This window comes from Pseudomonas sp. RA_5y_Pfl1_P24 (assembly GCF_963970945.1).
Classification (GTDB): Bacteria; Pseudomonadota; Gammaproteobacteria; order Pseudomonadales; family Pseudomonadaceae; genus Aquipseudomonas; species Aquipseudomonas tritici.
Genome location: NZ_CAXAOJ010000001.1, coordinates 1 through 24,989, shown reverse-complemented (window position 1 = coordinate 24,989; position 24,989 = coordinate 1). Strand labels below are relative to the sequence as shown.

Genomic DNA, 24,989 nt, shown 5'->3' with positions numbered 1-24,989 from the left:
TCCCTTTTGAGACTTGTAACACCATTTTTCCTGCCGGGAGCAAAAAAACAATGATTACATCCTCATCCACGCTACAAGAGTCGAGCACGCTCTCCGGGGTTTCCTGGGGGGCGATTTTTGCTGGGGCGGCGGCGGCGGCTGCACTGTCGCTGATCCTGGTACTGCTGGGCTTCGGCCTGGGCTTTTCGGCGGTGTCGCCGTGGGCTGACAGCGGCATCAGCGCCAAGGGCCTTGGCGTTTCCACGATTATCTGGTTGGCCTTTACCCAGCTCGTCGCATCCGGGCTAGGCGGCTACATCGCCGGCCGGTTGCGTGTGAAGTGGGCGAATATGCACGGCGATGAGGTGTACTTTCGCGACACCGCCCATGGCTTCCTGGCCTGGGCAGTTGCCACGCTGATTACCGCAGTACTGGTGGTCGGCTCGGTCGGCAGTGTGGTGAGCGGTGGCGTGAAAGCCGGTGCCAGCGTTGCAGCCGGCGCGGCCAGTGGTATGACCCAGGCCGCCGGCAGTGCAGCCAAGGGTGTCAGCGGCGGTGATTTCGACTACTACGTCGACAGCCTGTTTCGCGATGATCGCCCGGTGGCCGTCGGTGACGACGCTGCACATGGCGTGGTCGCCCGCATCTTCACCCGCACCCTGAGCAACGACGGCCAACTGGCCGCTGAAGACCGTGCTTACCTGGCCCAGTTGATCAGCCAGCGCACCAACCTCAGCCAGGCTGATGCCGAGGCGCGTATCGACAAGGTCTACGGCGACGCCCGTAAAGCCGTTGAAGACGCCAAGCTCAAAGCCAAGCAAGCCGCCGATACCGCTGCGAAAGTCGCTGCCTATACGTCGCTGTGGACCTTCATTGCCCTGCTGATCGGTGCCTTTTTCGCCAGTTTCGCTGCAACTTATGGTGGTCGTCGTCGCGATGCCGTGGTGTATGTCGAAACCGAACACTTCGCCCGTTAATTAATTCAAGGAGAACATCATGCGCTCATTACTTCTGTGGTTCCTCGGCATTCCCATCCCGATCATTATCCTGATTGCGATCTTCATGTAATTTTGCTATCGCCTTATCCAAGCCGCGCCTGACCAACAGGCGCGGCTTTTTGCTGTAATGCCAGCCATCACGCGCAGCGTGGCCGAGCGCGCGCAGATCCCGTCGCGCAGGTGGCGTAAGCGCGGTCAGTCGTCAAACCCAACCTGCTCGTGTATCTCGTCCACCTTCAACTCCAAACGATACGCCACCGCAATAAACAACGCCTGGCACAGGCACAACGTGGCGCTTAACGAACGAAACGCAAACGACGAGCCCTCATTTACCAGCAACACCGCGTTCGCCCGTTTGGCCAGGGGCGACAAGTTACTGTCGGTGATAATCAACGTTTTGGCCTGATGAAGCTGGGCAATCCGCAGGCAATGCTGGGTCTCTTTGCCGTAGGGCGTAAAGCTGATTGCAATCACCAGGTCATTGGCGCGCACGCTGCGCATCTGCTCGCGGTAGCTGCCGCCCAGGCCCGAGATAAGGTGGATGCGTTTGTTGGTGTGCTGCAGGTTGTAGACCAGGTAATCGGCCACCGCAAACGAGCGGCGCACGCCGACCACGTAGATGTTGTCGGCGTTGACCACCAGGTCCACGGCCTTGTCGAACGCCACGTCATCGAGTTCCAGCCCCAGGCGCTCGATGCCCGACAGGGTCGCGTTGACGCACTCACGCGCCAGGTCGCCGCCGCTGGCCTTCTGCGACTTGTTGGCGATCATGCTGCGGATGCGCTGCTGGTAGTTCTGCACCGGGGTGGTCTTGTGGGTGTAGGCCTCGCGAAACAGCGCCTGCATCTCACTGAACCCGCTGAAACCGAAACGCTGGGAAAACCGCACGATGGCCGACGGGTGCACTTCGCACTCGCGAGCAATATCGCTGATACGGTCGACCATGATCCGGTCGCTTTGCTGGCTCATGTAGCTGGCGATGCGTTTGAGTTGGCGTGGCAGGCTTTCGTATTCGTCGGTGATCAGCTGCAACAGGCGTTCGGCATTGATCGGAGGGCTGGCGGGAGTTTCTTCCAGGGCGGGCTCGTGATCGGTGCGGGACATGGGCAATCCTTCTGACGGTTCTTCTGATGCGCTGATGAGTGGCGCAAGTCTACAGGGTAGGCGCAAAAAAATACCTGCGCATCACGGCAGCCGTGGCCTGCTGAAACGATGCAGTCTCGCTGGGCTGCCCCTGCGCAAGCCTAATGGAAAAAATATTCCAAAGAAAAAATATCTAGAATAAATATTGATTGGCGTCGACGGACGTTCTAGTCTGCTCCCACCAAGAGCGTTTGCCGCCACCACGACGGCACAGCGCAGGCTGATAAAAATAACAGGAGCCAGCATGGGCCAGACTCGTTTTGCCAGTGGGCGTCAATTGGATCTGATTTGCCTCGGGCGCCTGGGCGTCGACCTCTATGCACAGCAAGTCGGTGCGCGGCTTGAGGATGTGTCCAGCTTTGCCAAATACCTCGGCGGTTCTTCTGCCAATATCGCCTTTGGCACCGCACGGTTGGGCCTAAAGTCGGCGATGCTGAGCCGGGTGGGTGATGACCACATGGGCCGTTTCCTACTGGAATCCCTGGCCCGCGAAGGTTGCGATGTCAGCGCCATCAAGGTCGACCCTGAGCGCCTGACCGCTTTGGTGCTGCTCGGCCTCAAGGACCGCGAAACCTTCCCCCTGGTGTTCTACCGCGAAAACTGCGCCGACATGGCCCTGCGCGCCGAAGACATCAGTGAATCTTTTATTGCCTCCAGCAAGGCGCTGTTGATCACCGGCACGCATTTCTCCACCGATGGCGTGTACAAGGCCAGTATCCAGGCCCTGGACTACGCGGCCAAGCACAACGTCAAGCGCGTGCTGGATATCGACTACCGCCCAGTGCTGTGGGGCCTGGCGGGCAAGGCGGATGGCGAGACGCGGTTTGTCGCCGACCAGAACGTCAGCCAGCATGTGCAGAAAATCCTGCCGCGCTTCGACTTGATCGTCGGTACCGAAGAAGAATTCCTCATCGCGGGTGGCAGTGAAGATTTGCTCACCGCACTGCGTAAAGTCCGCGAGCTGACCCCGGCGACCCTGGTGGTCAAGCTCGGCCCGCAGGGTTGCACGGTGATTCACGGCGTCATCCCCGTGCGACTGGAAGACGGCGCCATCTACCCCGGTGTGCGCGTTGAAGTGCTCAACGTGCTCGGTGCTGGCGATGCCTTTATGTCGGGCTTCCTCAGTGGCTGGATCAATGACGCCAGCGATGAGCGTTGCAGCCAGTTGGCCAATGCCTGCGGCGGTCTTGTGGTATCGCGTCACGCCTGCGCGCCGGCCATGCCCACGCCCGCCGAGCTTGAGTACCTGTTCAACAGCCCGGTGCCGATCACCCGGCCGGATCAAGACGTGACCCTGCAACGCCTGCACCGCGTCTCGGTGCCGCGCAAGGCCTGGAAGCAACTGTTTGTGTTTGCTTTCGACCACCGTTGGCAGTTGGTGGACCTGGCGCAAAAAGGTGGCCAGGACCCAACGCGCATCAGCGATATCAAGCAGCTGTTTATCCAGGCCATCGAACGCGTCGAGAACAAGCTCGCCGAGCAAGGCATAAATGCCGATGTGGGCCTGCTGGCCGACCAACGCTTCGGCCAGGACGCTCTTAATGCGGCCAGCGGCCGTGGCTGGTGGATCGCGCGTCCGGTGGAAGTGCAGAACTCGCGTCCACTGGCGTTCGAGCACGGCCGCTCGATTGGCAGCAACCTGATCGCCTGGCCCCAGGAGCAAATCATCAAATGCCTGGTGCAATTTCACCCCGACGACGAGCCGTTGCTGCGCCTGGAACAGGAAGCGCAACTCAAGGCGGTGTACGAAGCTTCACTGGTCAGTGGCCATGAACTGCTGCTGGAAGTCATCCCGCCGAAGGATCACCCGTCCACTTACCCGGATGTGCTCTATCGCAGCCTCAAGCGCTTGTACAACCTGGGTATCTATCCGGCGTGGTGGAAGATTGAGGCGCAGTCGGCCGAGGACTGGAAGAAACTCGACGAACTGATCCAGGACCGCGACCCGTACTGCCGTGGCGTGGTGCTGCTGGGCCTGAATGCCTCGGCTGAGTGTCTCGCCGATGGCTTCCAGCAAGCCAGCCAGAGTACGACGTGCCGAGGCTTTGCCGTGGGCCGCACAATCTTCCAGGAGCCGAGCCGGGCGTGGATGGCGGGGGAGATTGATGATGAAACCCTGATCCAGCAAGCCCAGGCCACGTTCGAACAGCTGATCAATGCCTGGCGAAGTGCCCGAACCTAAACCCGTTTTCCAACTTGAAATGCAATCAAATGTGGGAGCTGGCTTGCCTGCGATGCTGGCAACTCGGCCTATCAGGTACACCGAGTTGATGCCATCTCAGGCAAGCCAGCTCCCACATAAAGCAGATCTCATGCAACTTTGAAGAACAATAAAAGGTGCAGCCATGCCCGCAATCCGAATTGGCATCAACCCGATTTCCTGGAGCAACGACGACCTCCCCGCCCTGGGCGGCGAAACGCCCCTGAGCACCGCCTTGAGCGAAGGCCAGGAAATCGGTTACGAAGGCTTCGAACTCAACGGAAAGTTCCCCAAAGACGCCAAAGGCGTCGGCGATGTGCTGCGCCCTTATGACCTGGCACTGGTCTCCGGCTGGTACTCCAGCCGGCTGGCCCGGCGTTCAGTGGCCGAAGAAATCGAGGCCATCGCCGGCCATGTCGAGTTGCTCAAGCAAAACGGCGCCAATGTATTGGTCTACGGCGAAGTCGCCGATTCGATCCAGGGCTCGCGCATCCGCTTGATCGAGCGCCCGCGCTTTCACAGCGAACAGGCCTGGCAGGATTACGCCGACAAGCTCACCGAACTGGCGCGTTTCACCCTGTCCCAAGGCGTGCGCCTGGCGTACCACCACCATATGGGCGCCTACGTCGAATCCGCGGAAGACATCGACCAGTTGATGAAACGAACAGGCCCGGAAGTCGGCCTGCTGTTCGATTCGGGCCACTGCTACATGGGCGGCGGCGAACCACTGGAGGTACTGCGTAAACACATCGACCGCATCTGCCACGTGCATTTCAAGGACGTGCGCAAGCCTGTGGTGCAACTGGCGCGTAACCAGATGTGGAGTTTTCCCGACTGCATCGTCAACGGCACCTTCACCGTGCCCGGCGACGGTGATATCGACTTCGCCGAATTGCTCGATGAGTTGCTGGCCGCGAACTATGAAGGCTGGCTGGTCGTGGAAGCCGAGCAGGACCCGGCTGTGGCGCCCAGCTATATCTATGCGAAGAAAGGTTACGACACCCTACGTACTCTGCTGAATGATGCCCTGCTGAATGAGAGGACTGCAAAATGAGCTTGTTGGTCAAGAGCAGCAAACACGGACAAACCCTGGTCGCGCTGGAAGCAGGGCGCCTGGAGTACGTGGGCTTTTCCGCTTACCGGCTGAGCCTGGGCGAAGCCCTGCCGGTCAGCGCCGGTGATAAGGAATTGTGCCTGGTGCTGCTCAGCGGTCACGTGAACATTGAAGGCGAAGGCTTCAACTGGCAGAACCTGGGTGATCGCCAATCCGTGTTTGAAGACAAATCGCCGTTCGCCGCTTACCTGCCACCGGGCACCGATGCCCAGGTCACCGCCTTGAGCGATGTACAGATTGCCGTCTGCGCTGCGCCGGGTGCGGACGGCTACGAACCTCGCCTGATCCGCCCGGAGAACTGCAAACGCAGCGTGCGCGGCAAAGGCGCCAACACCCGCTACGTGTGCGACATCCTGCCCGACAGCGAGCCGGCCCATTCGCTGCTGGTGGTGGAGGTACGAACGCCGTCCGGGCATTCGTCGAGCTACCCGCCGCACAAACACGACACCGACGACCTGCCGCACCAGAGCTTTCTTGAAGAGACCTACTACCACCAGATCAACCCGCCCCAGGGCTTTGTGTTCCAGCGCGTCTACACCGACGATCGCAGCATTGACCAGGCCATGGCCGTGGAAAACAGCGACCTGGTGGTGGTGCCCAAGGGCTATCACCCGGTCAGCGTGCCGTATGGCTATGAATCGTATTACCTGAACGTGATGGCCGGCCCCAAGCGCGCCTGGCATTTCCATAACGATCCGCAGCACAGTTGGCTGCTGGACCTCTAAGCGGTTTTGGACGGAGAACAACAACAATGAAGTCGCCTTTACGTTTTGCCCTTAACCGCATGGTCGCCCCCAACCTGTCTCTGCCGGACTTCATCCAGTTGGCCGTAGCGCTCAAGTGCGATGCCATCGAGATCCGCAATGACCTTGCGGACAAGCAAATCGAATTCGGCACCCCGGCCAGCCGCGTGCGCGAGTTGTGCGCAGCGCAGGGCATCCAGGTGCTGTCGATCAACGCGCTGTACCCCTTTGACGTGTGGAGCGAGGAGCGTCGCGCCCAAGCGATCCAGCTCGCCACCTATGCCCGCGAGTGCGGCGCCCAGGGCCTGGTGATGTGCCCGTTCAACGAGCGAGGCGATACGCGCAACGAAGCGCAGCGTGCCGCCGGCTTGCGTACGGCCTTGAGCGAGCTGGCGCCGATTCTGCGCGAATACGCGATTCTCGGTTTTATCGAACCCCTGGGCTTTGAGGAATGTGCCCTGCGCCGCAAGCGCGTGGCGGTGGATGCGATCCAGTCCATTGGCGGCCTGGACGTGTTTCGCCTGGTGCACGATACCTTCCATCATCACTTGGCCAGCGAACATGAGTTCTTTCCGGAATTGACCGGGCTGGTGCATATCTCGGGTGTGGAAGATGCCGAGGCGCCGCTCGATTCGATTCGTGACGGCCACCGCGTGTTGGTGGGCGAGGGTGACATCCTTGGCAACGCGGCGCAGATCGATACGCTGCTCAGTACTGGATACAGCGGCTATTTGTCGTTCGAGCCATTTGCCGAGAGCGTGCATGCGTTGGTGGATATCCAGCAGGCGTTGGGCGCGAGCATCGCCCATTTGAACCAATCTCTGGTTCAACGCTGAACCCAATGTGGGAGCTGGCTTGTCGGGTCGCCGCATCGCTGCGATAGCGGTTTATCAGATACAGATTCATTGCCTGACACACCGCATTCGCGAGCAAGCCCGCTCCCACATGGGATCACTGTTGATCGACAGATTTGCATTCATTCAAGGTGCGAACATGACCACAACAAGATTGACCATGGCCCAGGCCCTGGTGAAGTTCCTGGATAACCAGTACATCGAAGTCGATGGCGTGCAGAGCAAGTTCGTCGCCGGGGTATTCACGATTTTCGGCCACGGCAACGTGTTGGGCCTGGGCCAGGCCCTGGAGCAAGGCAGCGGTGACCTGGTGGTGCATCAGGGCCGCAACGAACAGGGCATGGCCCACGCCGCCATCGGTTTTGCCAAGCAGCACCTGCGCCGCAAGATCTACGCGTGCACAGCTTCTGTGGGCCCCGGCGCTGCCAACATGCTCACCGCCGCCGCGACGGCGACCGCCAACCGTATCCCGTTGTTGCTGTTGCCTGGAGATGTGTATGCCAGTCGCCAGCCCGACCCGGTGTTGCAACAGATCGAGCAGTTCCATGACCTGAGTATCAGCACCAACGATGCCTTCCGCTCCGTGAGCAAATACTGGGACCGCATCAACCGCCCCGAGCAGTTGATGACTGCTGCAATCCACGCCATGCGCGTGCTTACCGATCCGGCTGAAACCGGTGCCGTGACCCTGGCGTTGCCCCAGGACGTGCAGGCCGAGGCCTGGGACTATCCAGATTATTTCCTGCAAAAACGCGTGCACCGTATCGAACGTCGCCCGGCCACCGCCGCGATGATCGCTGATGCGCTGGCGGCTTTTCGCGGCAAGCGCAAGCCGCTGATCATCTGCGGTGGCGGCGTGAAGTATTCCGGTGCCAATGCCGCACTGCAGGCCTTCGCCGAACGGTTTGATATCCCCTTCGCCGAAACCCAGGCGGGCAAGAGCGCTGTGGTCTCCAGCCATCCGCTGAACGTCGGCGGGATCGGTGAAACCGGCTGTCTGGCGGCGAACCTGCTGGCGCCCGAAGCAGACCTGATCATCGGTGTCGGCACGCGTTATACCGACTTCACCACCTCGTCCAAATCACTGTTCAAGCACGCCGAGGTGAAGTTTCTCAACCTCAATATCAGCCCCTGCGACGCCTTGAAACTGGACGGCGTGCAGGTGTTGGCTGACGCGCAAGTCGCCCTTGAAGCACTGGCCGTTGCCCTGGGCGATTATCGTTCGGGCTGGGACGAGCAGATCCGCGACGCCAAGGCGCAGTTGGACGCCGAAGTGGACCGTGTGCATCAGGTGGAATATGACGGTGACGGCTTCGTGCCTGAGGTCGACGACCACCTGGACCGCGCGGTGCTGCGTGAATTTATCGAGCTGACCGGCTCGTGCCTGACCCAAAGCCGCGTACTCGGCGTGCTCAACGAAACCCTGGCCGACGACGCCATTATCGTCGCCGCCGCCGGCAGCCTGCCCGGTGACCTGCAGCGCGCCTGGCGCAGCAAGGGCGTCAACACCTATCACGTTGAGTACGGTTATTCGTGCATGGGCTATGAGATCAACGCTGCTCTCGGTGTAAAGCTCGCCGAGCCAACAAAAGAGGTCTACGCCCTGGTCGGCGATGGCTCCTACATGATGCTGCATTCGGAACTGGCCACCTCGATCCAGGAGCGCCGCAAGATCAACGTGGTGCTGCTCGACAACATGGCTTTCGGCTGCATCAACAACCTGCAGATCGGCAATGGCATGGACAGCTTCGGCACCGAGTTCCGCTACCGCAACCCCGAGAGCGGCAAGCTCGACGGCGGCCTGGTGCCGGTGGATTTCGCCATGAGCGCGGCGGCCTATGGCTGCAAGACCTACAAGGTCAGCACCATGGAACAGCTCGAAGCGGCGCTGGCCGATGCACGCACTCAAACGGTTTCTACGCTGATCGATATCAAGGTGCTGCCCAAGACCATGATCCACGGTTACCTGTCCTGGTGGCGGGTGGGTGTGGCGCAGGTCTCCACCAGCGAGCGCACAAATGCCGCCGCAAAAAAACTCAATGAATACCTGGCGAAGGCCCGGCAGTACTAATAACAAGAGGAGTTGTGTATGTCTTTGAAGCTTGGAGTCATCGGTACTGGCGCTATCGGCCGTGACCATATTCGTCGTTGCAGCCAGACCTTGCTCAACAGCCAGGTAGTGGCGGTAACCGACATCAATCTTGAGCAAGCCGCCAAGGTTGTCGCAGAGTTGAAGCTGGATGCCGAGGTGTACGCCGACGGCCATGCGCTGATCAATTCACCACAGGTCGAGGCCATTCTGGTCACTTCCTGGGGGCCGAGCCACGAAGCGTTCGTGCTCGCCGCCATCGCCGCCGGCAAACCGGTGTTCTGCGAAAAACCCTTGGCCGTGACGGCTGAAGGCTGCCGCAAGATCGTCGACGCCGAGGTGGCCTTCGGCAAGCGCCTGGTGCAAGTGGGCTTCATGCGCCCCTACGACGAGGGTTATCGCGCATTGAAAGCCGTGATCGACAGCGGCCAGATCGGCGAACCCCTGATGCTGCACTGCGCGCACCGCAACCCGACGGTGGGCGAGAACTACAAGACCGACATGGCGATCACCGACACCTTGATCCACGAACTGGATGTGTTGCGTTGGCTGCTCAACGACGACTACGTCTCGGTGCAAGTGGTGTTCCCACGCAAATCCAGCAAGGCCCTGGCCCACCTGCGCGACCCGCAGATCGTGCTGCTGGAAACCGCCAGGGGCACGCGTATCGATGTCGAAGTGTTCGTGAACTGCCAGTACGGGTATGACATCCAGTGCGAAGTGGTGGGGGAGACCGGTATCGCCAAGCTGCCGGAGCCGTCCCAGGTGCAAATGCGCAGTGGCGCGAAGTTGTCCAATGCGATTCTGATGGACTGGAAGGATCGGTTTATTGGTGCCTATGACGTGGAGTTGCAGGCGTTTATCGACAGCGTACGCGCCGGGCAGGTCGGCGGGCCGTCGGCGTGGGATGGTTTTGCGGCGGCGGTGGCGGCGGATGCGTGTATTGAAGCGCAGAATAGCGAGCAGATTGTGAAGGTGAGCTTGCCGCAGCGTCCGCACTTCTACGGCTGACCGCGATCCCACAGATGGAATGCAGTCAGTGTGGGAGCGAGCAAGCCCGCTCCCACATTTGAATTGGGTTTCCACTTCAAGTAAGGAGTGTATGCATGCGAATCGGTCTAGTCGGCTACGGCCATGGAGGGCGCTTCTTTCATGCGCCGCTGATTGCAACCCTGCCAGGCGCGACGTTCGTCGGCGTGGTGACTCGCTCACCCGAACGCCGCCAGCAACTGGCAACCGACCACCCTGGTGTCAGGGCTTTTGACAACATCGGCCAAATCGTCGAAGCCGGCGTCGACGCCTTGGTCATCTCCACCACCCTTAAAGGCCGCCCAGCCCTGGTGCTGGAAGCCATCGAACACGGTGTAACCGTGGTCAGCGACAAGCCCTTCGCCGCCAACGCCGAACAGGCCCAGGCGCTGATCACCGCGGCCGAACGCCAAGGCTCGCTGCTCAGCGTCTACCAGAACCGGCGCTGGGACTCGGATTACCTGACCCTGCGCAAACTCATCGACGGCGGCGCCTTGGGCAAGATCACTCGTTTCGAATCCCGCGTGGAACGCTACAGCCCGCAAGCCGTAGGTAACGCCAGCGGCGGTGGTTGGCTGCGCGACCTGGGCAGCCACTTGGTCGACCAGGCCCTGCAACTGTTCGGCCCGGTAGATCGGGTGTTCGCGCAACTGCAATACACCGCCGAACACCCTACTGTGGACCACGGTTTTTTTGTGTCCCTGACCCACGCCAACGGTGTGATTTCACATCTGTGGGGCAATGCCCTGCAAAACAGCCAGGCGCCGCGCTTTCGCGTCAGTGGCACCTCTGGCTGCTACACCGTCGAAGGCTTGGACGGCCAGGAAGAAGCGCTGATGGCCGGCAAGTCGCCGAAGACCGAAGGTGAGCATTGGGGCGCTGAAGAACACCGCCGCTGGGGCTGGTTCGAACAAGGCCCGGACCGCGAGCGGGTGCCGTCGGAAAAGGGCTGTTGGATGCAGTTCTATCGACAGTTGCAATTGGCCGTGCAAGGGCAGGGGCCGCTGCCGGTGGATGCCTATGATGCGCTGGAAACCACCCGTATATTGGACGCTGCACGCCTGAGCGCCGAGCGCCAGCAGGTGGTCTCAACAAAAATAGAATAAAATTCTAAAACAGGTTGATATGGAAAATTTTTTCCAATAAAGTCTTTTCCAGGTTGCAAATAGTACGTTCGGACTCGATCTGCACGACTCAACAAAAACAAGATCAAAAACAACCAGGTACCGTCAGATGAAAATCTTCAACGCTGTACTGCGAGTTTTACGCCCTGTCCTAGCGCCACGCGGTCTGCCCCGCGCCCGGCCGTTCTACTTCTCCTTCCTTAATGTGCTCTGCGTCGAAAACAAGGGCGCGCTGGTCTGCTGCATTCCAGGCGCACCGCTGGTTCGACTGCCCCATTCGCAAGCCCCGCTCTGATCAACGTAACGTCCAACAAAACCAACAATAATGTGGAGACAGACCGTTCATGAAGACCCCGATCCGTTTTACCGCGCTGGCCTTGTCCATGATGCTGGCGAGTGGTTTTGCCAGTGCCGCCGATATCAAGGTGGGCGTGAGCATGTCCGCCTTCGATGACACCTTCCTGACCTACCTGCGCGAGGACATGGACAAGCAAGCCAAGTCCTACCCCGAGGGTGACGGCGTGCAATTACAGTTCGAAGACGCGCGTGCCGACGTGGTCAAGCAGTTGAGCCAGATCGAGAACTTTATCAGCCAGAAAGTCGATGCCATCATCGTCAACCCGGTGGATACCGCTTCGACCAAGAACATCATCAATGCCGCCACCAAGGCGGGCATTCCGCTGGTGTTCGTCAACCGCCGTCCTGATCAGAAAGATTTGCCCAAGGGTGTCGCCGTGGTGGTCTCCGATGACACCGAGGCCGGCCGCCTGCAAATGCAATACATCGCTGAAAAGCTCGGCGGCAAAGGCAAGATTGTGATCTTGCTGGGTGACCTGGCGAACAACGCCACCACCAACCGCACCAAGGGCGTGAAGGAAGTCCTGGCCAAGTACCCGGACATCAAGATCGAGCAGGAACAGACCGGCATCTGGCTGCGCGACAAGGGCATGACCCTGGTCAACGACTGGCTGACCCAAGGCCGCGAATTCAACGCGGTGCTGGCCAACAACGATGAGATGGCGATTGGCGCGTCCATGGCCCTGAAGTCGGCGGGTATCAAGCCGGGCAGCGTGTTGATCGCGGGTGTCGACGGTACGCCGGACGGTTTGAACGCGATCACCAAGGGTGATATGGCGGCATCGGCGTTCCAGGACGCCAAGGGGCAGGCGGTGGGCTCGGTGGAAGCGGCGCGCAAGATGGTCAAGAAGGAGCCGGTCGAGCAGAACGTGATCATCCCGTTCCAACTGATCACGCCGGACAACGTCGCCCAGTTCAAGTAGCCCTGACATAACAACAATAAGCCGGCAGGGCGGTCGTGCCCGCCTTGCCGATGGAGTACCTTTCTATGCTCGCTCAAGCCGTTGTCTCGCAGCCTCCCGGTATCCAACCCCAGCTGTTGGAAGAACCCTACCTGCTGGAAATCGTGAATATCAGCAAAGGCTTTCCCGGTGTCGTGGCCCTGGCCGATGTACAGCTGCGCGTGCGCCCCGGTACCGTACTGGCGCTGATGGGCGAGAACGGAGCAGGCAAGTCGACGTTGATGAAAATCATCGCTGGCATCTACCAGCCCGACGCCGGAGAAATTCGCCTGCGCGGCAAACCGATCGTGTTTGAAACACCCCTGGCGGCTCAGAAGGCCGGGATCGCGATGATCCACCAGGAACTCAACCTGATGCCGCACATGAGCATCGCCGAGAATATCTGGATCGGCCGCGAGCAGCTCAACAGCCTGCACATGGTCAACCACCGCGAAATGCACCGTTGCACCGCCGAGTTGCTGGCGCGCTTGCGCATCAACCTCGACCCCGAGGAACAGGTGGGCAACCTGAGCATCGCCGAGCGACAGATGGTCGAGATTGCCAAGGCCGTGTCCTACGACTCCGACATCCTGATCATGGATGAACCGACATCGGCCATTACCGACAAGGAAGTGGCCCACTTGTTTTCGATCATTGCCGACCTCAAGTCCCAGGGCAAAGGCATCGTCTACATCACCCATAAAATGAATGAAGTATTCGCCATCGCCGATGAAGTGGCGGTGTTCCGCGACGGCCAGTACGTAGGCCTGCAACGCGCCGACAGCATGAACAGCGACAGCCTGATTTCGATGATGGTCGGCCGTGAGCTGAGCCAGCTGTTTCCGGTGCGCGAGACGCCCATCGGTGACCTGTTGCTGTCGGTGCGCAACTTGACGCTGGACGGCGTATTCAAGGACGTTTCGTTTGACCTGCACGCCGGCGAGATCCTCGGCATTGCCGGGTTGATGGGCTCGGGCCGCACGAACGTGGCCGAAACCATTTTTGGCATCACCCCTAGCAGCAGCGGCCAGATCAGTCTGGACGGCAAGGCGGTGCGCATTACCGATCCGCACATGGCCATTGAGAAGGGCTTTGCTCTGTTGACCGAAGACCGCAAGCTCAGTGGCCTGTTCCCCTGCCTTTCCGTGTTGGAAAACATGGAAATGGCCGTGCTGCCGCACTACTCGGGCAACGGTTTTATCCAGCAGAAGGCCCTGCGTGCGCTGTGCGAAGACATGTGCAAGAAGCTGCGGGTGAAAACCCCGTCCCTTGAGCAATGCATCGACACCTTGTCCGGCGGCAACCAGCAGAAGGCCTTGCTGGCGCGCTGGCTGATGACCAACCCGCGCCTGCTGATCCTTGATGAACCGACGCGGGGCATTGATGTGGGCGCCAAGGCGGAGATCTATCGGTTGATCTCCTTCCTCGCCAGCGAAGGCATGGCGGTGATCATGATTTCTTCCGAGCTGCCTGAAGTCCTGGGCATGAGCGACCGGGTCATGGTGATGCACGAAGGTGATTTGATGGGCACCTTGGACCGCAGCGAAGCGACCCAGGAAAAAGTCATGCAGTTGGCCTCCGGGATGACGGTAGTCCACTGACGTACAGAATAAAAAGGTGATGGGCTATGAATGCAATAACGGATAACAAACCCGCGACGGTGCCAACCAAAAGTCGTCGACGCGTGCCCACCGAGCTGAGCATCTTCCTGGTGCTGATCGGCATCGGCCTGGTGTTTGAAGTGTTCGGCTGGATCGTGCGTGACCAGAGCTTCCTGATGAACTCCCAGCGCCTGGTGCTGATGATCCTGCAAGTGTCGATCATCGGCCTGCTCGCCATCGGTGTGACCCAGGTGATCATCACCACCGGTATCGACCTGTCCTCGGGCTCAGTATTGGCATTGTCGGCGATGATCGCTGCCAGTTTGGCGCAAACCTCTGATTTTTCAAGGGCGGTATTTCCCAGTCTGACCGATTTGCCGGTGTGGATTCCGGTGGCGATGGGGCTTGGCGTCGGGCTGCTGGCAGGGGCGATCAACGGCAGTATCATTGCCGTTACCGGTATCCCGCCCTTTATTGCCACCCTCGGCATGATGGTCTCTGCCCGTGGCGTGGCGCGTTACTACACCGAAGGCCAACCGGTGAGCATGCTCTCGGACTCGTACACGGCCATCGGCCATGGCGCGATGCCAGTGATCATCTTCCTGGTGGTGGCTGTGATCTTCCATATCGCCCTGCGCTACACCAAGTACGGCAAGTACACCTACGCCATCGGCGGCAACATGCAGGCGGCGCGTACGTCGGGGATCAACGTCAAGCGCCACTTGATCATCGTCTACAGCATCGCCGGGCTCCTGGCGGGCCTGGCCGGTGTGGTGGCCTCGGCACGGGCTGCGACCGGCCAGGCCGGTATGGGCATGTCCTACGAGCTGGATGCGATTGCCGCCGCGGTGATCGGCGGCACCAGCCTGGCGGGCGGAGTAGGGCGCATCACGGGGACCGTGATCGGCGCACTGATTCTGGGGGTGATGGCCAGCGGGTTTACGTTTGTCGGGGTGGATGCGTACATCCAGGACATCATCAAGGGCCTGATCATTGTGGTGGCGGTGGTGATCGACCAATACCGCAATAAGAAGCAGCGTAAGCGTTGAGCTGCAAGCTGCAAGCTGCAAGTTTGATTAGCTTTACAGCTTGTCGCTTGCAGCTTGCAGCTTATAGCTGTTCCACGAACTTTCCTGCTATAAACGCACTCCGATAACCATTCGCCGAGCCCGTCCTGGTGCTTTTGGGGGTTATCTCGGAAAAATTGCCTGTCTTTTCAGTTGCTGTGCCCTCAAGTCGGCCTTAGACTGCCGCCCCTCGTAAATTGAGTGCCGGGTGGCGCTTGAAATGGACAGCGCCCTTCCGAGACCTGCAGAGGTCGGCCGGAACGCTCCCTTATTCGCCTTAATGCACGTATTTTTTATAGAGAAATCAATGACAAAGGAAAAGTTGCTGGCCATGCCGGCGGATGACTACATGAATGCCGAACAGCACGCTTTTTTCGAGAAGTTGCTGCAAGACATGAAAGTGGAGCACCACGAACGCATCGAACAGAACCGTATCGCCATTGAAAGCCTGGACACCCCGGCCGACCCTGCCGACGCCGCTTCCGTTGAAGAAGAGCGCACCTGGCTGGTGAACGCCATCGACCGCGACCAGCGCATGCTGCCGCAGCTTGAGCGTGCACTGGAACGCATCAAGGAAGATTCCTTTGGCTGGTGCGATGACAGCGGCGAGCCTATTGGCCTCAAGAGGTTGCTGATCAGCCCTACCACCAAGTACTGCATCGAAGCGCAAGAGCGCCACGAGCAGATCGACAAGCACCAGCGCCAAGCCTGATGCGGTGAAGCTGGGGGGCGCTAAGCGGTCCCCCAGGGAAAGACTCGTTACACCCCCGTGTATTGATCTGTTGCAAGCTACCCCACTAAAGGCCCATGGATAATGGCCCGATAGTGGCGTTTAATGCAGCGACAATAACGATAAGCAGTGGGGTGACGAAGATGGCTGGGGATGGATCTCTGACGGGCGCAGCAGTGGCGCCGCAATCGGTAGTGCGCGGGTTGGCCGCCTGGTTGACGCAGCTTACGCAGAGCATCGCCCTGGTGCTGATACTGTTGGGACTGGCATTTGCCAGCCTTCCGCTGTACGTCTGCCTGCCACTGGCCGTGCTGGTCATCTGGCTGCCTCGCCTGACACGTCGCACACCCGTTGTTACGTCTTGCGAGGCTGTCGATGCGATGGGTGAGTTGACTCGCGACCTGTCCTATACCACCAGCCATAACGCACTCTCCGCTGCCGGCGTGGCCTATTCGGTCAAGCAACTGGCGGCTCGCTTGCAGTCTCAGTTGAGTGCAGCCAAGCAGATTGTCAGCAGTGCCGAGGTGATGATTGGCACCGAAAAGGTCACCTCCCAGCTCAGCCGCGAGGCCCTCGGGGCCGCCAGCCAGGCCCATCAACGCAGCACCGAAGGCCACGAAGTGCTGGCCCAGTCGATCACCCGCATGCACCAGCTCAGCCAGCGCGCCAATGCCAGTCGTGAACTGATCGAAGCCTTGAGCCAGCGCAGTGAGGAAATCCAGCGGGTGACCTTGGTGATCCAGTCCATCGCCAGCCAGACTAACCTGTTGGCGCTCAATGCAGCGATTGAGGCGGCGCGAGCCGGTGAGCATGGTCGGGGGTTTGCAGTCGTGGCGGATGAGGTGCGCGGGCTGGCAGGTCGTACGGCTACAGCCACTGATGAGGTTGGGGTGATGGTGGCCGATATCCAGCAACGCACGGCTCAGGTGGTGGAGCAGATTCGCCAGCTCTCGGCAGACTTGCACACGGGTGTGGAGCAAGTGGAGCGCGCCGGTGAGCAACTGCATAGCATCGCCAGCCTGGCGGCGGATGTCGAAGGCCAGGTGAATGAAATCGCCGAGGGCGCCGACACCAACCGCACCCAGCTCGACAGCCTGTTCCATGCCGTGGAACAAATGCGCAGCGACCTGGCGGTCAGCGATCAGCAAACCCGCCAACTGGCCGACGCCGCCGTGCAAATGGAAGGCCAAGCCGAAACCATCAGTGAACGCTTGGCGCAAGTCGGCCTGGATGACTATCACCAGCGTATCTACGACTTGGCCCGTGAAGGCGCCAGCCGAATTGCCGCGCAATTCGAGGCCGACGTGCTACAGAACCGCATCAGCCTGGATGACCTATTCGACCGCAGCTACACGCCGATTGCCAATACCAGCCCAAGCAAGTACCACACCCGGTTTGACGGTTATACCGACCAGGTGTTGCCGGCGATCCAGGAAGATCTGCTGCCGAGGCATGAAGGGTTGGTGTTCGCCATTGCCTGCACGCCCCAGGGCTACGTGCCGACGCACAACAAGGCGTTTTCCCAGGCATTGACCGGCGATGTGCAGGTGGATGCAGTGCAGAACCGCACCAAGCGCAAGTTTGAAGACCGCACCGGGATCCGCTGTGGCAGCCATCAACAGGCGGTTTTGTTGCAGACTTACACCCGCGATACCGGTGAGCTGATGCACGACCTATCGGTGCCGATCGTCGTCAAGGGCCGGCATTGGGGTGGTCTGCGCCTGGGCTATAAACCCGAGGCTGTGAAGCGTTAACGTGACGTGGGTTTTTCCGGAATGGGCATAGGCATCGACACATCGTTGTAATGAGCGGGACAAGCCCGCTCTTCAGCCTTTGAACGTGAGTAGATATCTACCGTCAGTGCGGTTGATGCAGGCGTTGGTTCAGTTCGTCCACCGCGATCGCCCATTCGGCGTCTTCGCGCAGCTCTTCCTTGAGAAAACTTGCTTGTTGTGCGGACCAGAAAGGCGCATCGACCAACTTCACGTCGTCAGGCAAAGGGTGCGCGGCGATAAAGGCGTCGATAGCGTCTGGGGTTGAATCCAGGCCCAATTGGTCAAACAGGGTTTCAAGGGTAGGGATTGGCGCGTCCATATCGTTCTCCATGCAGGGTGGTCGTTATGCATGGGAGGGTTGTGACGCAGTAGAGTTCTATCGGATTGTCAGGAATTCAGGGCACCAGAATCTACGGCGGTTTTTAACGCTTTGGCGGCGTCCTTTGCTGCGATGGCGGCGGCGTCGACGGTTTTGAACCAGCGGTCTTTTTCGACCTGGTGGGTGGTGACAGTGGTCAGCGGTGGCTTGGCCCGCATGATGATCACTGCTTGAAACTCACCGTCTACTTCCCTTACGTCGCCATGGATGAAAAATTCGCCGATATCAAATTCCGTCACGTAGAGCCTTCCCTTGGAGATAACTGCACTGGAGAAACCTGGCCCGGGTGGGCACAAACTTCAGTGGACGGGCCAGTATGGCAGTTGTTGCGGGTCGGCGGCGCAGTTAAGTTAGCGGGCTGACGAAACGATTGCTCCGTGGGTGCGCTTACAACATGGCTTCAAGTTTCTTGGCCAGCTCACAGGCCTTGACATGGTCGCTGCGAAAGCCTTTGATTCGACCGCTGAGCACTTCGCGGATGTGGAAGAAGTTTCTGCCGGCAGGTACGACTTGGTAAAGAATTGAATCCGAGTACCCTTCAAAGCCGTTCAAGCGGTAGTATTGAGCCTCGTCCTGAGAGGATGAACGGGGGGGCGAAGACATCGCGTTGTAGGTTGATCGTTGCATGGCCTGCTCCTTTCGATCGATCCGGACGACTTGATTGCAGCGTTGTAGGTGGTTTTCATCGGTGTTGCTGTTTTAGTATTGTCGTAGGCGACCAGCGCCCGGTTCCATGGCAGTGTGTTTATTTGAGTTTGCGTGTCGGAAAACTGCATTTTTAATTGGGTTATTCTCTGAAGTTGGTCGGCCCGTATTCTCGGGCCGTTGAACCTGTGATCTCCTGTGGTGCCTGATGACCTTGCACAAGGTCCATCACGTACGTCTGTACTAGTCTTGTGACGTGACAGCGGGATCTTCTTCAGTTTTTTTCAAAGACTGAGTGATGTGGTCGTGCCGTGAAGGCCGTTTTTTTGTGCTGTCCGCTCTGGCGGACAGCGCTCTTTTCGATGTGGGGGCGTTTCCTTGGCAGTCAGTAATCTGGATATGCACGCGTTGTTCGTGCTGGGTGATTTGCGCGCAAAGTTGGTCAAACAGTTTCAATCCCGTTTCGTTTACATCACCGAGCAGACGCCGGAAGGTATCTACATCGCCGAAATCGACACTGAGGCGGCGATGGTGGTGGACGACAAACCTCGCCTGGAACTCAAAGTCGGCGATCACTTCCGTGCGGCGGTATTGCCCAGTCGTGAGGGTGGCAAGTTCGAATTGAAGTTCCGCGACATCAAGCTGACCGTCTATGGCTTGGGCGACTACGCCTTCGTGTCCTCGGCCGAAGGCCAGGGCATCGTGTTCAAGGAAGGCCACAGCGTGATGCTAGTGTTTGCCGCCAATGAGCAACTGCAGGAAGGCCTGACCAAAACCCTCAAGGCCGTGACCGGCAAGGCTGCCAAATGGCGCAAGGGTGAGCTGGTCACGTTCAAGGCCAGTGAATAATCAGCAAAAAAACGCGAACACCCGTTATCTCCCGGAACCTCTACTACAGTTGAGTTGACTTACTTGTTCAGAGGCTTCGCGCATACGCAGCAAAGCCTTCCGCTATTGGCTGCGATATCGCGAGGTGCTGAGGCATGAAAGGATTGAGAACGCTGTTGGCTGCGTCCCTGACGACCCTAGGGCTGTCAATGGCCACATTGCCGGTGCGCGCCGCTGAGGCGCCGATACATTTTGCCGACCTGAACTGGGAAAGCGGCAGCCTGATCACCGAAGTGCTGCGGGTAATTGTCGAGAAGGGTTACGACTTACCCACCGACACCTTGCCCGGCACTACCATCACCCTGGAAACCGCCCTGGCCAAGAACGACATCCAGGTGATCGGCGAAGAGTGGGCCGGCCGCAGCCCTGTGTGGGTCAAGGCGGAGGCCGAAGGCAAGGTGGTTGGTCTCGGGGACACGGTCAAAGGCGCAACCGAAGGCTGGTGGGTGCCGGAATACGTGGTCAAGGGTGATCCCGCCAAAGGCATCAAGCCACTGGCGCCGGACCTCAAGAGCGTAAAGGACCTGGCGCGCTACAAGGATGTGTTCAAGGACCCGGAATCCCCAGGCAAGGGCCGCTTTCTCAACAGCCCTATCGGCTGGACCTCGGAAGTGGTCAACAAACAGAAGCTCAAGGCCTACGGTCTGGATGACAGCTACGTGAACTTCCGCAGCGGCTCAGGCGCGGCACTGGATGCCGAGATTGCCTCGTCAATCCGCCGGGGCAAGCCAGTGTTGTTCTACTACTGGTCGCCGACGCCGTTGATGGGGCGCTACAAGTTGATCCAACTGGAGGAACCGCCCTTCGATGCCGAGGCCTGGAAGACCCTGACGGATGCGGATAATCCTGATCCGAAGCCCACGCGCTCGTTGGCGTCCAAGTTGAGTATCGGGGTGTCTGCGCCGTTCCAGAAGGCCCATCCGCAGATTGCGCAGTTCTTTGAGAAAGTTGAGTTTCCGATCGAGCCGCTGAATAAAGCCTTGGCGACCATGAGTGAAAATCACACAGCGCCACGAGAGGTGGCCCAGGCATTTCTCAAGGAGCATCCGCAAGTGTGGAAGGCTTGGTTGACGGAGGATGTGGCGCAGAAGGTTGAGGCGAGCCTGAAGTAACCTCGATCTCGCTGGCGAATGGAGATCAAAATGTGGGAGCGAGCAAGCCCGTTCCCACATTCGATTGCATTGCAGGTTTAGAACCTGGTTTGTACTGCCAGCTCGAAGGTTCTCGGCGCCCCAGATAATACGCCGGCGACACATGGGCAAACTCGGCATACATCTCATTCGTTAAGTTGCGCACCCGGCCCGTCACTGAGGTATGCGTGTCGACCTTATAGCGCAGGAAAGTCCCGAACAGCGTATAGGCCGGCACCGTTTGCGTATTGGTATTATCCGCATACACCTCAGCCACATACGGCGCATCCACAGCCCCTTGCCAATCCTCGGCAAAATCATAAGTCAGCCACAGGTTACCTAAGCGCGTGGGGACGTTGGTCGGTGTGTTGCCCTTGCGCGAGACCACCGCGCCACTGGCAATTTTCTCGTTGAACTCCTCGTACTCGGCATCGACCCAGGCGAAGTTGCCCTCCGCCAGCAGGCTTGGCGTGATGCGCAAGGAACTGGCCAGCTCGATGCCCCTGGATGACTGCGCGCCGACCGGGATGTTGCGGGTGGGATCCTGCGGATCGGTCACGGCAAAGTCGTTGCGCTCGATCTTGTGGGCGGCCATGGTGGCCGAGCCACGGCCGTCCAGATAGTCGAACTTGCTGCCCACTTCCCACTGCTTACCTGTCGAGACATCAAACACTTGTGTGGGGGTGCTTGGCTGCTCGGCGGCGGTGCTGTATTGCACGTACACGTTGGCCGATGGGATGAATTGATAGGTCAGGCCTGCGCGGCCGGTCACCGGTTCCCAGTTGCGTTTGAAGTGCCGAGGGTTCGCGGGATGTCGTAGAGGTCTCCAGGTTGCGGTAATCGCGTTGGCTGTCCAAGTCGTACAGGGTGTTTTTCAGGGTGGTGTTGTCGTTGATGCGGTAGTCGATGATCGAGCGCGCCCAGATCGTGCGCTGCTCGTAGCGGCCGTCGGCGACGTTGATCCCGTTGAACAGCGGGCAGGGTGTCAGCAGCCAGGACGATAGCTGGCGGTGGCGCATGGTGCTGTGGCAACACCGCCACATTCAGGTTGGAACTCCCCGCCGGGCCCATACCGCCAGTGGAACACAGCGGACAGCCAAACGCCTTGGACAGCGTGGGCAGGTTCTCCTCAGTGGAGTTGGACGGCTTGGGCGCCTGGGTGCGCGGGTCCACTGTACAGAACTGGCCGCCGATGCCATTGAGCTGCATCCCGACCATCTGCCCATGACCGATACTGCAGGCGAACACATTGAACAGGACGCAGCAATAGAACGTTCAGGCGATGATCGAACGGTCGGCACGGGTAAGTTTCATGGGGCGGCACTTTACCGTCAGCCGCCGACGAAATGCCTGCAGAAAATCTCAGGGGGGCTATCCTGATTCGGACCTTGTCAGGGAGAGCCAGTCATGAGCTTCGTAGTCGCACGATGGATTGTCGGCGTTTTTACATTCATCAGCATGGTGCATCTGTACTGGGCTGCCGGCGGCAAACTCGGCTTCTTAGCCGCCATCCCCCAACTGCCCGGAGAATTCGCCAGCGGACCCAAGCCTGCGTTCAAGCCCTCGGCGCTCGCCACGTTTCTGGTCGCCATGGGATTGGTGGCGATTGCGCTGATGGTGTGCCTGCGGGCGGGGTTGTACTTTTCGGCGGTATCCCATGGGGCGTTGCAGTGGGGGATCAGTGCGATTGCCTTGGTAATGTTTGCCAGGGCGATTGGGGATTCGGAATTGGTGGGGTTTTTCAAGAAAGTCGGCGGGTCGAGGTTTGCGAGGTTGGATACGTATTTTTATTCGCCGTTGTGTTTGGTGTTGGGGGTGGGGTTGTTGGTGGTGGCGTGGGGGTGACAGGGACTAATGCAGATTTTTTAATAAGCTAGAAGAAGAAAAAGAGACCAGTTCGGTTTTTGATCGCAAGGATGTTTAGATCGATTAATTTTCTTGTCGTAGGTGAGTTTTCGAGCGTCAGATATTTCTTGAGGATCGATAAGGTTTTGGTGAGGTCCTCAATGTTGTGGATGGCTTCGTCTCCGTAGTCGTCAATTATTTTTCCAAGCGTGGTGTTTATCGCTTCTAGTGCGCCTGACTCAAGAATTTGTTCGTACTCTTCGCGGGTAAGAGCGACGCATTCGAGTAAAGAGTCCGGGCAGTCGTCAACATTTAATAAATACCTGCCCTCCAAGGTGAGCGGTGTGCAGATTAATTTCATTTTTTATGTGCCTTTTTATTAACGTGGTTGGTTTCATTGTATTTGCTTGCGTTTTGCCGATTTGTCCCGGACTTTGGGGGCTGTTCCGTCCCATACGGCAATGTAATTGCCGTTTGTTGAACAGGATTTTACTAATGATTTATTCTGGTCGCACGTAGTTGGTTTATTTGTTTATGGCAGTCTAGCGAGATCTAAGTCTCCTTCAAATGACATGCATGCAATCCACGCCAATGATTTCGACACAATGTAGGTATGTTGAGGGATTTCGGAAAAAACTCTGAGTGCCTTCTCTATGTGAATTAGATTTATGGAATAAGCCTCGTCACAAGCAGAGTCGCCAATGAAAATTGGATTATCGCTAGTGAGTTTTTGAATTTCTTTAGCTAGGTTTGATATCGATAAATCTGATGAGGCGAAGCCAAAGTTAAAGCTGGTTTCTAAGTTATTCCAAGCAACTTTGCTCCCCGAGAACGGTACATTTTCGTTGATCTTACTGACTAATGATGCGTGATCCTCCTCAAGGAGGATGTCAAATTTTATGTTGAACGCTTTCAAGTCGGCCACGACTTCTTCGTCAAAATAGTTCATTTTGTTGCAAACCTTTTAGTAATTTGAAATACGGTTTTTGAACTAGCATCAAAAAGGTAGTGCGGTCCCTTTTTCTTGGCAGACCAAACATTTATGTGGGCACCACTTCTTTCGTCATGTTCAACGCGATAACCGGTTTTTCCATCAATTGTCTGCATTCCTACTGGCTCTCCTATACGCGGAGGGAATTTTCCGATTGTTGGTTTCTCTGCTCGGAAGCCATTCTCAAGTAACCATTCCAACGCTTTGTTTGATGCTTGCTCGTATGTCGATGACCGGTAAGAGCCGCTGGCCTCTGGAGGCCTTTTTTCATGACTTTTATCTAGTGCTCTATCTCTTTGTCCTGGGCAATTCCCAGGGACGCACGCCAACCCTAGTGGGTCTATCCACCCCGTAGGATTGGGCACGTACTTGTACGCATTGATCCCACCCGCCAATTTCACCGGATCGGGTGTCAGGTAACGACCTAGATCCGGATTGTAGTAGCGATGGCGGTTGTAATGCAGCCCACTTTCCTGGTCAAAGTACTGGCCTTGGAAGCGCAGCGGGTTGTCGATTTTATTGATGTCGAGTCGGGTGATTTCACCGTAGGCGCGGTAATTCGCGGACCAGACAATTTCGCCATCCGGGGCGGTGAGCTCCTGTGGCGTGCCGAGCTGGTCGAGTTGGTAGTGGTAGGGCTTGGTGTCTTTTGGGCCGAAGCCTTCCAGCAGCGCCAACGGACGGAAGCTGTCGGGTTCGTAGAGGTAACTGCGGTGGCGGTCCGCGTGGTGTTCGGCGATGAGTTTGTCGCCTTGCCAGAAAAACTCGGTGGTGATGCCGTCTACGGTTTTGCTGATGCGGCGGCCGAAGGGGTCGTAGCGGTAGCTGGCGGTTTGCCCGTTGGGTTGGGTGAGGCCGATGAGGCGGTGTTGGCAGTCGTAGCGGTATTCGGTGACTAGCTGGTGGCCTTTGCCGCGACGCTCGCGGATCAGGTTGCCGAAGGCGTCGTAGTCGTAGTGGCGGTCGCCTTGGATCATTAGGCGGTTGCCGGCGACGATGTCCGGGCCGGGGCGGTCTTGCATGAGCAGGTTGCCGGCCGGGTCGTGGCCGAAGTGTTCGTGCTCGCCTTGGGAGTGGTCGGCGCGGGTGAGGCGGCTTAGCGGGTCGTAGTGGTAGTGGTGTTCGCCTTTGCGGGTGTCGAGGAGGCGGGTGAGGTTGCCGGATTTGTCGTAGTCGTAGTGGCGGCGGTAAACAGTGCCTTCGGCATCGGCGATGCCTTGGTTGAACAGGCGCCCTTGGTCGTCGTGTTGGTAACTGCTGAGCAGTTTTCCTTGGGCACGTTGCTGCTCGCGGCCGGCGCTGAATAGGTGTGAGGTCAGTACCGCACCATTCAGTTCAACTGTGGAAAGGTGTCCGCCTTTATCGTG

The 24,989-nt window shown here is 58.6% G+C and carries 25 protein-coding genes and 2 pseudogenes; 18 read left to right on the top strand and 9 right to left on the bottom strand.

Going from position 1 to position 24,989, the window contains the following annotated elements; genetic code table 11:
* Window positions 1-50: 50 nt before the first annotated feature.
* Window positions 51-956, top strand: coding sequence for a hypothetical protein (locus AACY30_RS00135; protein ID WP_339467219.1), 906 nt, complete (start codon window positions 51-53; stop codon window positions 954-956).
* Window positions 957-1,172: 216 nt separating this feature from the next.
* Here AACY30_RS00135 and AACY30_RS00130 read toward each other — a convergent pair whose 3' ends face one another.
* The gene (locus tag AACY30_RS00130) at window positions 1,173-2,081 is read right to left on the bottom strand and encodes a MurR/RpiR family transcriptional regulator (RefSeq protein ID WP_339420432.1); all 909 of its coding nucleotides are present in this window, start codon (window positions 2,079-2,081) and stop codon (window positions 1,173-1,175) included.
* Here AACY30_RS00130 and AACY30_RS00125 point away from each other — a divergent pair.
* The 14 genes from AACY30_RS00125 (at window position 2,080) to AACY30_RS00060 (ending at window position 17,723) form a co-directional block, all read left to right on the top strand.
* Complete coding sequence (locus AACY30_RS00125; protein WP_339539326.1) at window positions 2,080-2,262, top strand: hypothetical protein; 183 nt, start codon at window positions 2,080-2,082, stop codon at window positions 2,260-2,262. The two genes, AACY30_RS00130 and AACY30_RS00125, sit on opposite strands and share 2 nt — an antisense overlap.
* A 102-nt stretch (window positions 2,263-2,364) precedes the next feature.
* A complete protein-coding gene (locus tag AACY30_RS00120) occupies window positions 2,365-4,302 on the top strand; it encodes a bifunctional 5-dehydro-2-deoxygluconokinase/5-dehydro-2-deoxyphosphogluconate aldolase (protein ID WP_339539324.1) in 1,938 nt (645 codons plus the stop codon).
* A gap of 163 nt (window positions 4,303-4,465) precedes the next feature.
* A complete protein-coding gene (iolE, locus tag AACY30_RS00115; RefSeq protein ID WP_339420435.1) occupies window positions 4,466-5,374 on the top strand; it encodes a myo-inosose-2 dehydratase in 909 nt (302 codons plus the stop codon).
* Window positions 5,371-6,159 (top strand): 5-deoxy-glucuronate isomerase, encoded by a 789-nt coding sequence (iolB, locus tag AACY30_RS00110; protein WP_339539322.1) that lies wholly within the window; start codon window positions 5,371-5,373, stop codon window positions 6,157-6,159. The genes iolE and iolB overlap by 4 nt, the downstream gene beginning before the upstream one ends.
* A 26-nt stretch (window positions 6,160-6,185) precedes the next feature.
* Window positions 6,186-7,013 (top strand): TIM barrel protein, encoded by an 828-nt coding sequence (locus AACY30_RS00105; protein ID WP_339539321.1) that lies wholly within the window; start codon window positions 6,186-6,188, stop codon window positions 7,011-7,013.
* A gap of 157 nt (window positions 7,014-7,170) precedes the next feature.
* Entirely contained in the window at window positions 7,171-9,102 is a 1,932-nt protein-coding gene (gene iolD, locus AACY30_RS00100; RefSeq protein WP_339467210.1) for a 3D-(3,5/4)-trihydroxycyclohexane-1,2-dione acylhydrolase (decyclizing), read from the top strand.
* Window positions 9,103-9,120: 18 nt separating this feature from the next.
* The gene (locus tag AACY30_RS00095; RefSeq protein WP_339420439.1) at window positions 9,121-10,131 is read left to right on the top strand and encodes a Gfo/Idh/MocA family protein; all 1,011 of its coding nucleotides are present in this window, start codon (window positions 9,121-9,123) and stop codon (window positions 10,129-10,131) included.
* Window positions 10,132-10,226: 95 nt separating this feature from the next.
* On the top strand, window positions 10,227-11,255 hold the full coding sequence (locus AACY30_RS00090; RefSeq protein ID WP_339539319.1) for a Gfo/Idh/MocA family protein: 1,029 nt from the start codon (window positions 10,227-10,229) through the stop codon (window positions 11,253-11,255).
* 127 nt (window positions 11,256-11,382) lie between these two features.
* A complete protein-coding gene (locus AACY30_RS00085) occupies window positions 11,383-11,568 on the top strand; it encodes a hypothetical protein (RefSeq protein ID WP_339420441.1) in 186 nt (61 codons plus the stop codon).
* 49 nt (window positions 11,569-11,617) lie between these two features.
* Complete coding sequence (locus AACY30_RS00080) at window positions 11,618-12,553, top strand: sugar ABC transporter substrate-binding protein (protein ID WP_339420442.1); 936 nt, start codon at window positions 11,618-11,620, stop codon at window positions 12,551-12,553.
* 65 nt (window positions 12,554-12,618) lie between these two features.
* A complete protein-coding gene (locus AACY30_RS00075) occupies window positions 12,619-14,172 on the top strand; it encodes a sugar ABC transporter ATP-binding protein (RefSeq protein WP_339467206.1) in 1,554 nt (517 codons plus the stop codon).
* A gap of 26 nt (window positions 14,173-14,198) precedes the next feature.
* The gene (locus tag AACY30_RS00070) at window positions 14,199-15,221 is read left to right on the top strand and encodes an ABC transporter permease (protein ID WP_339539317.1); all 1,023 of its coding nucleotides are present in this window, start codon (window positions 14,199-14,201) and stop codon (window positions 15,219-15,221) included.
* Window positions 15,222-15,546: 325 nt separating this feature from the next.
* Window positions 15,547-15,951 carry a TraR/DksA family transcriptional regulator gene (locus AACY30_RS00065; protein ID WP_003191666.1) on the top strand — a complete coding sequence of 135 codons (405 nt, stop codon included), beginning with the start codon at window positions 15,547-15,549 and terminating at the stop codon, window positions 15,949-15,951.
* A 95-nt stretch (window positions 15,952-16,046) separates the two neighbouring features.
* On the top strand, window positions 16,047-17,723 hold the full coding sequence (locus AACY30_RS00060; RefSeq protein WP_445261404.1) for a methyl-accepting chemotaxis protein: 1,677 nt from the start codon (window positions 16,047-16,049) through the stop codon (window positions 17,721-17,723).
* A gap of 103 nt (window positions 17,724-17,826) precedes the next feature.
* Here AACY30_RS00060 and AACY30_RS00055 read toward each other — a convergent pair whose 3' ends face one another.
* The 3 genes from AACY30_RS00055 to AACY30_RS00045 all read right to left on the bottom strand — a co-directional run bounded on the left by AACY30_RS00055 (window position 17,827) and on the right by AACY30_RS00045 (window position 18,750).
* On the bottom strand, window positions 17,827-18,063 hold the full coding sequence (locus AACY30_RS00055; RefSeq protein WP_339539314.1) for a DUF2789 domain-containing protein: 237 nt from the start codon (window positions 18,061-18,063) through the stop codon (window positions 17,827-17,829).
* 68 nt (window positions 18,064-18,131) lie between these two features.
* Window positions 18,132-18,362: a hypothetical protein gene (locus tag AACY30_RS00050; RefSeq protein WP_159961506.1), complete on the bottom strand. Its 231-nt coding sequence runs from the start codon at window positions 18,360-18,362 to the stop codon at window positions 18,132-18,134.
* Between the two features lie 148 nt (window positions 18,363-18,510).
* A complete protein-coding gene (locus AACY30_RS00045; protein ID WP_339420448.1) occupies window positions 18,511-18,750 on the bottom strand; it encodes a hypothetical protein in 240 nt (79 codons plus the stop codon).
* Between the two features lie 417 nt (window positions 18,751-19,167).
* Here AACY30_RS00045 and AACY30_RS00040 point away from each other — a divergent pair, with 417 nt between their 5' ends.
* Together AACY30_RS00040 and AACY30_RS00035 are read left to right on the top strand one after the other, a co-directional pair.
* The gene (locus tag AACY30_RS00040) at window positions 19,168-19,617 is read left to right on the top strand and encodes a hypothetical protein (protein WP_050554011.1); all 450 of its coding nucleotides are present in this window, start codon (window positions 19,168-19,170) and stop codon (window positions 19,615-19,617) included.
* 134 nt (window positions 19,618-19,751) lie between these two features.
* Window positions 19,752-20,768 carry an ABC transporter substrate-binding protein gene (locus AACY30_RS00035; protein WP_339467200.1) on the top strand — a complete coding sequence of 339 codons (1,017 nt, stop codon included), beginning with the start codon at window positions 19,752-19,754 and terminating at the stop codon, window positions 20,766-20,768.
* A gap of 77 nt (window positions 20,769-20,845) precedes the next feature.
* On the opposite strand, the pseudogene AACY30_RS00030 reads toward AACY30_RS00035, so the two are convergent.
* Together AACY30_RS00030 and AACY30_RS00025 are read right to left on the bottom strand one after the other, a co-directional pair.
* A pseudogene (locus AACY30_RS00030) lies at window positions 20,846-21,591 on the bottom strand (TonB-dependent receptor); the annotation flags it as partial.
* 69 nt (window positions 21,592-21,660) lie between these two features.
* Window positions 21,661-22,043 (bottom strand): annotated as a pseudogene (locus AACY30_RS00025) (DUF2946 family protein).
* 150 nt (window positions 22,044-22,193) lie between these two features.
* Between AACY30_RS00025 and AACY30_RS00020 the strand changes: the two are divergent.
* Window positions 22,194-22,631 carry a DUF3995 domain-containing protein gene (locus AACY30_RS00020; RefSeq protein WP_339420450.1) on the top strand — a complete coding sequence of 146 codons (438 nt, stop codon included), beginning with the start codon at window positions 22,194-22,196 and terminating at the stop codon, window positions 22,629-22,631.
* Between the two features lie 28 nt (window positions 22,632-22,659).
* On the opposite strand, the gene AACY30_RS00015 is transcribed toward AACY30_RS00020, so the two are convergent.
* From AACY30_RS00015 to AACY30_RS00005, 3 genes are all read right to left on the bottom strand, one after another.
* Complete coding sequence (locus AACY30_RS00015; RefSeq protein WP_339539312.1) at window positions 22,660-22,992, bottom strand: hypothetical protein; 333 nt, start codon at window positions 22,990-22,992, stop codon at window positions 22,660-22,662.
* A gap of 171 nt (window positions 22,993-23,163) precedes the next feature.
* Complete coding sequence (locus AACY30_RS00010; protein ID WP_339467198.1) at window positions 23,164-23,580, bottom strand: hypothetical protein; 417 nt, start codon at window positions 23,578-23,580, stop codon at window positions 23,164-23,166.
* Window positions 23,577-24,989, bottom strand: a 1,413-nt coding sequence (locus AACY30_RS00005) for an RHS repeat-associated core domain-containing protein (RefSeq protein WP_339539311.1), incomplete at its 5' end; no start/stop codon positions are given. The genes AACY30_RS00005 and AACY30_RS00010, both read right to left, overlap by 4 nt.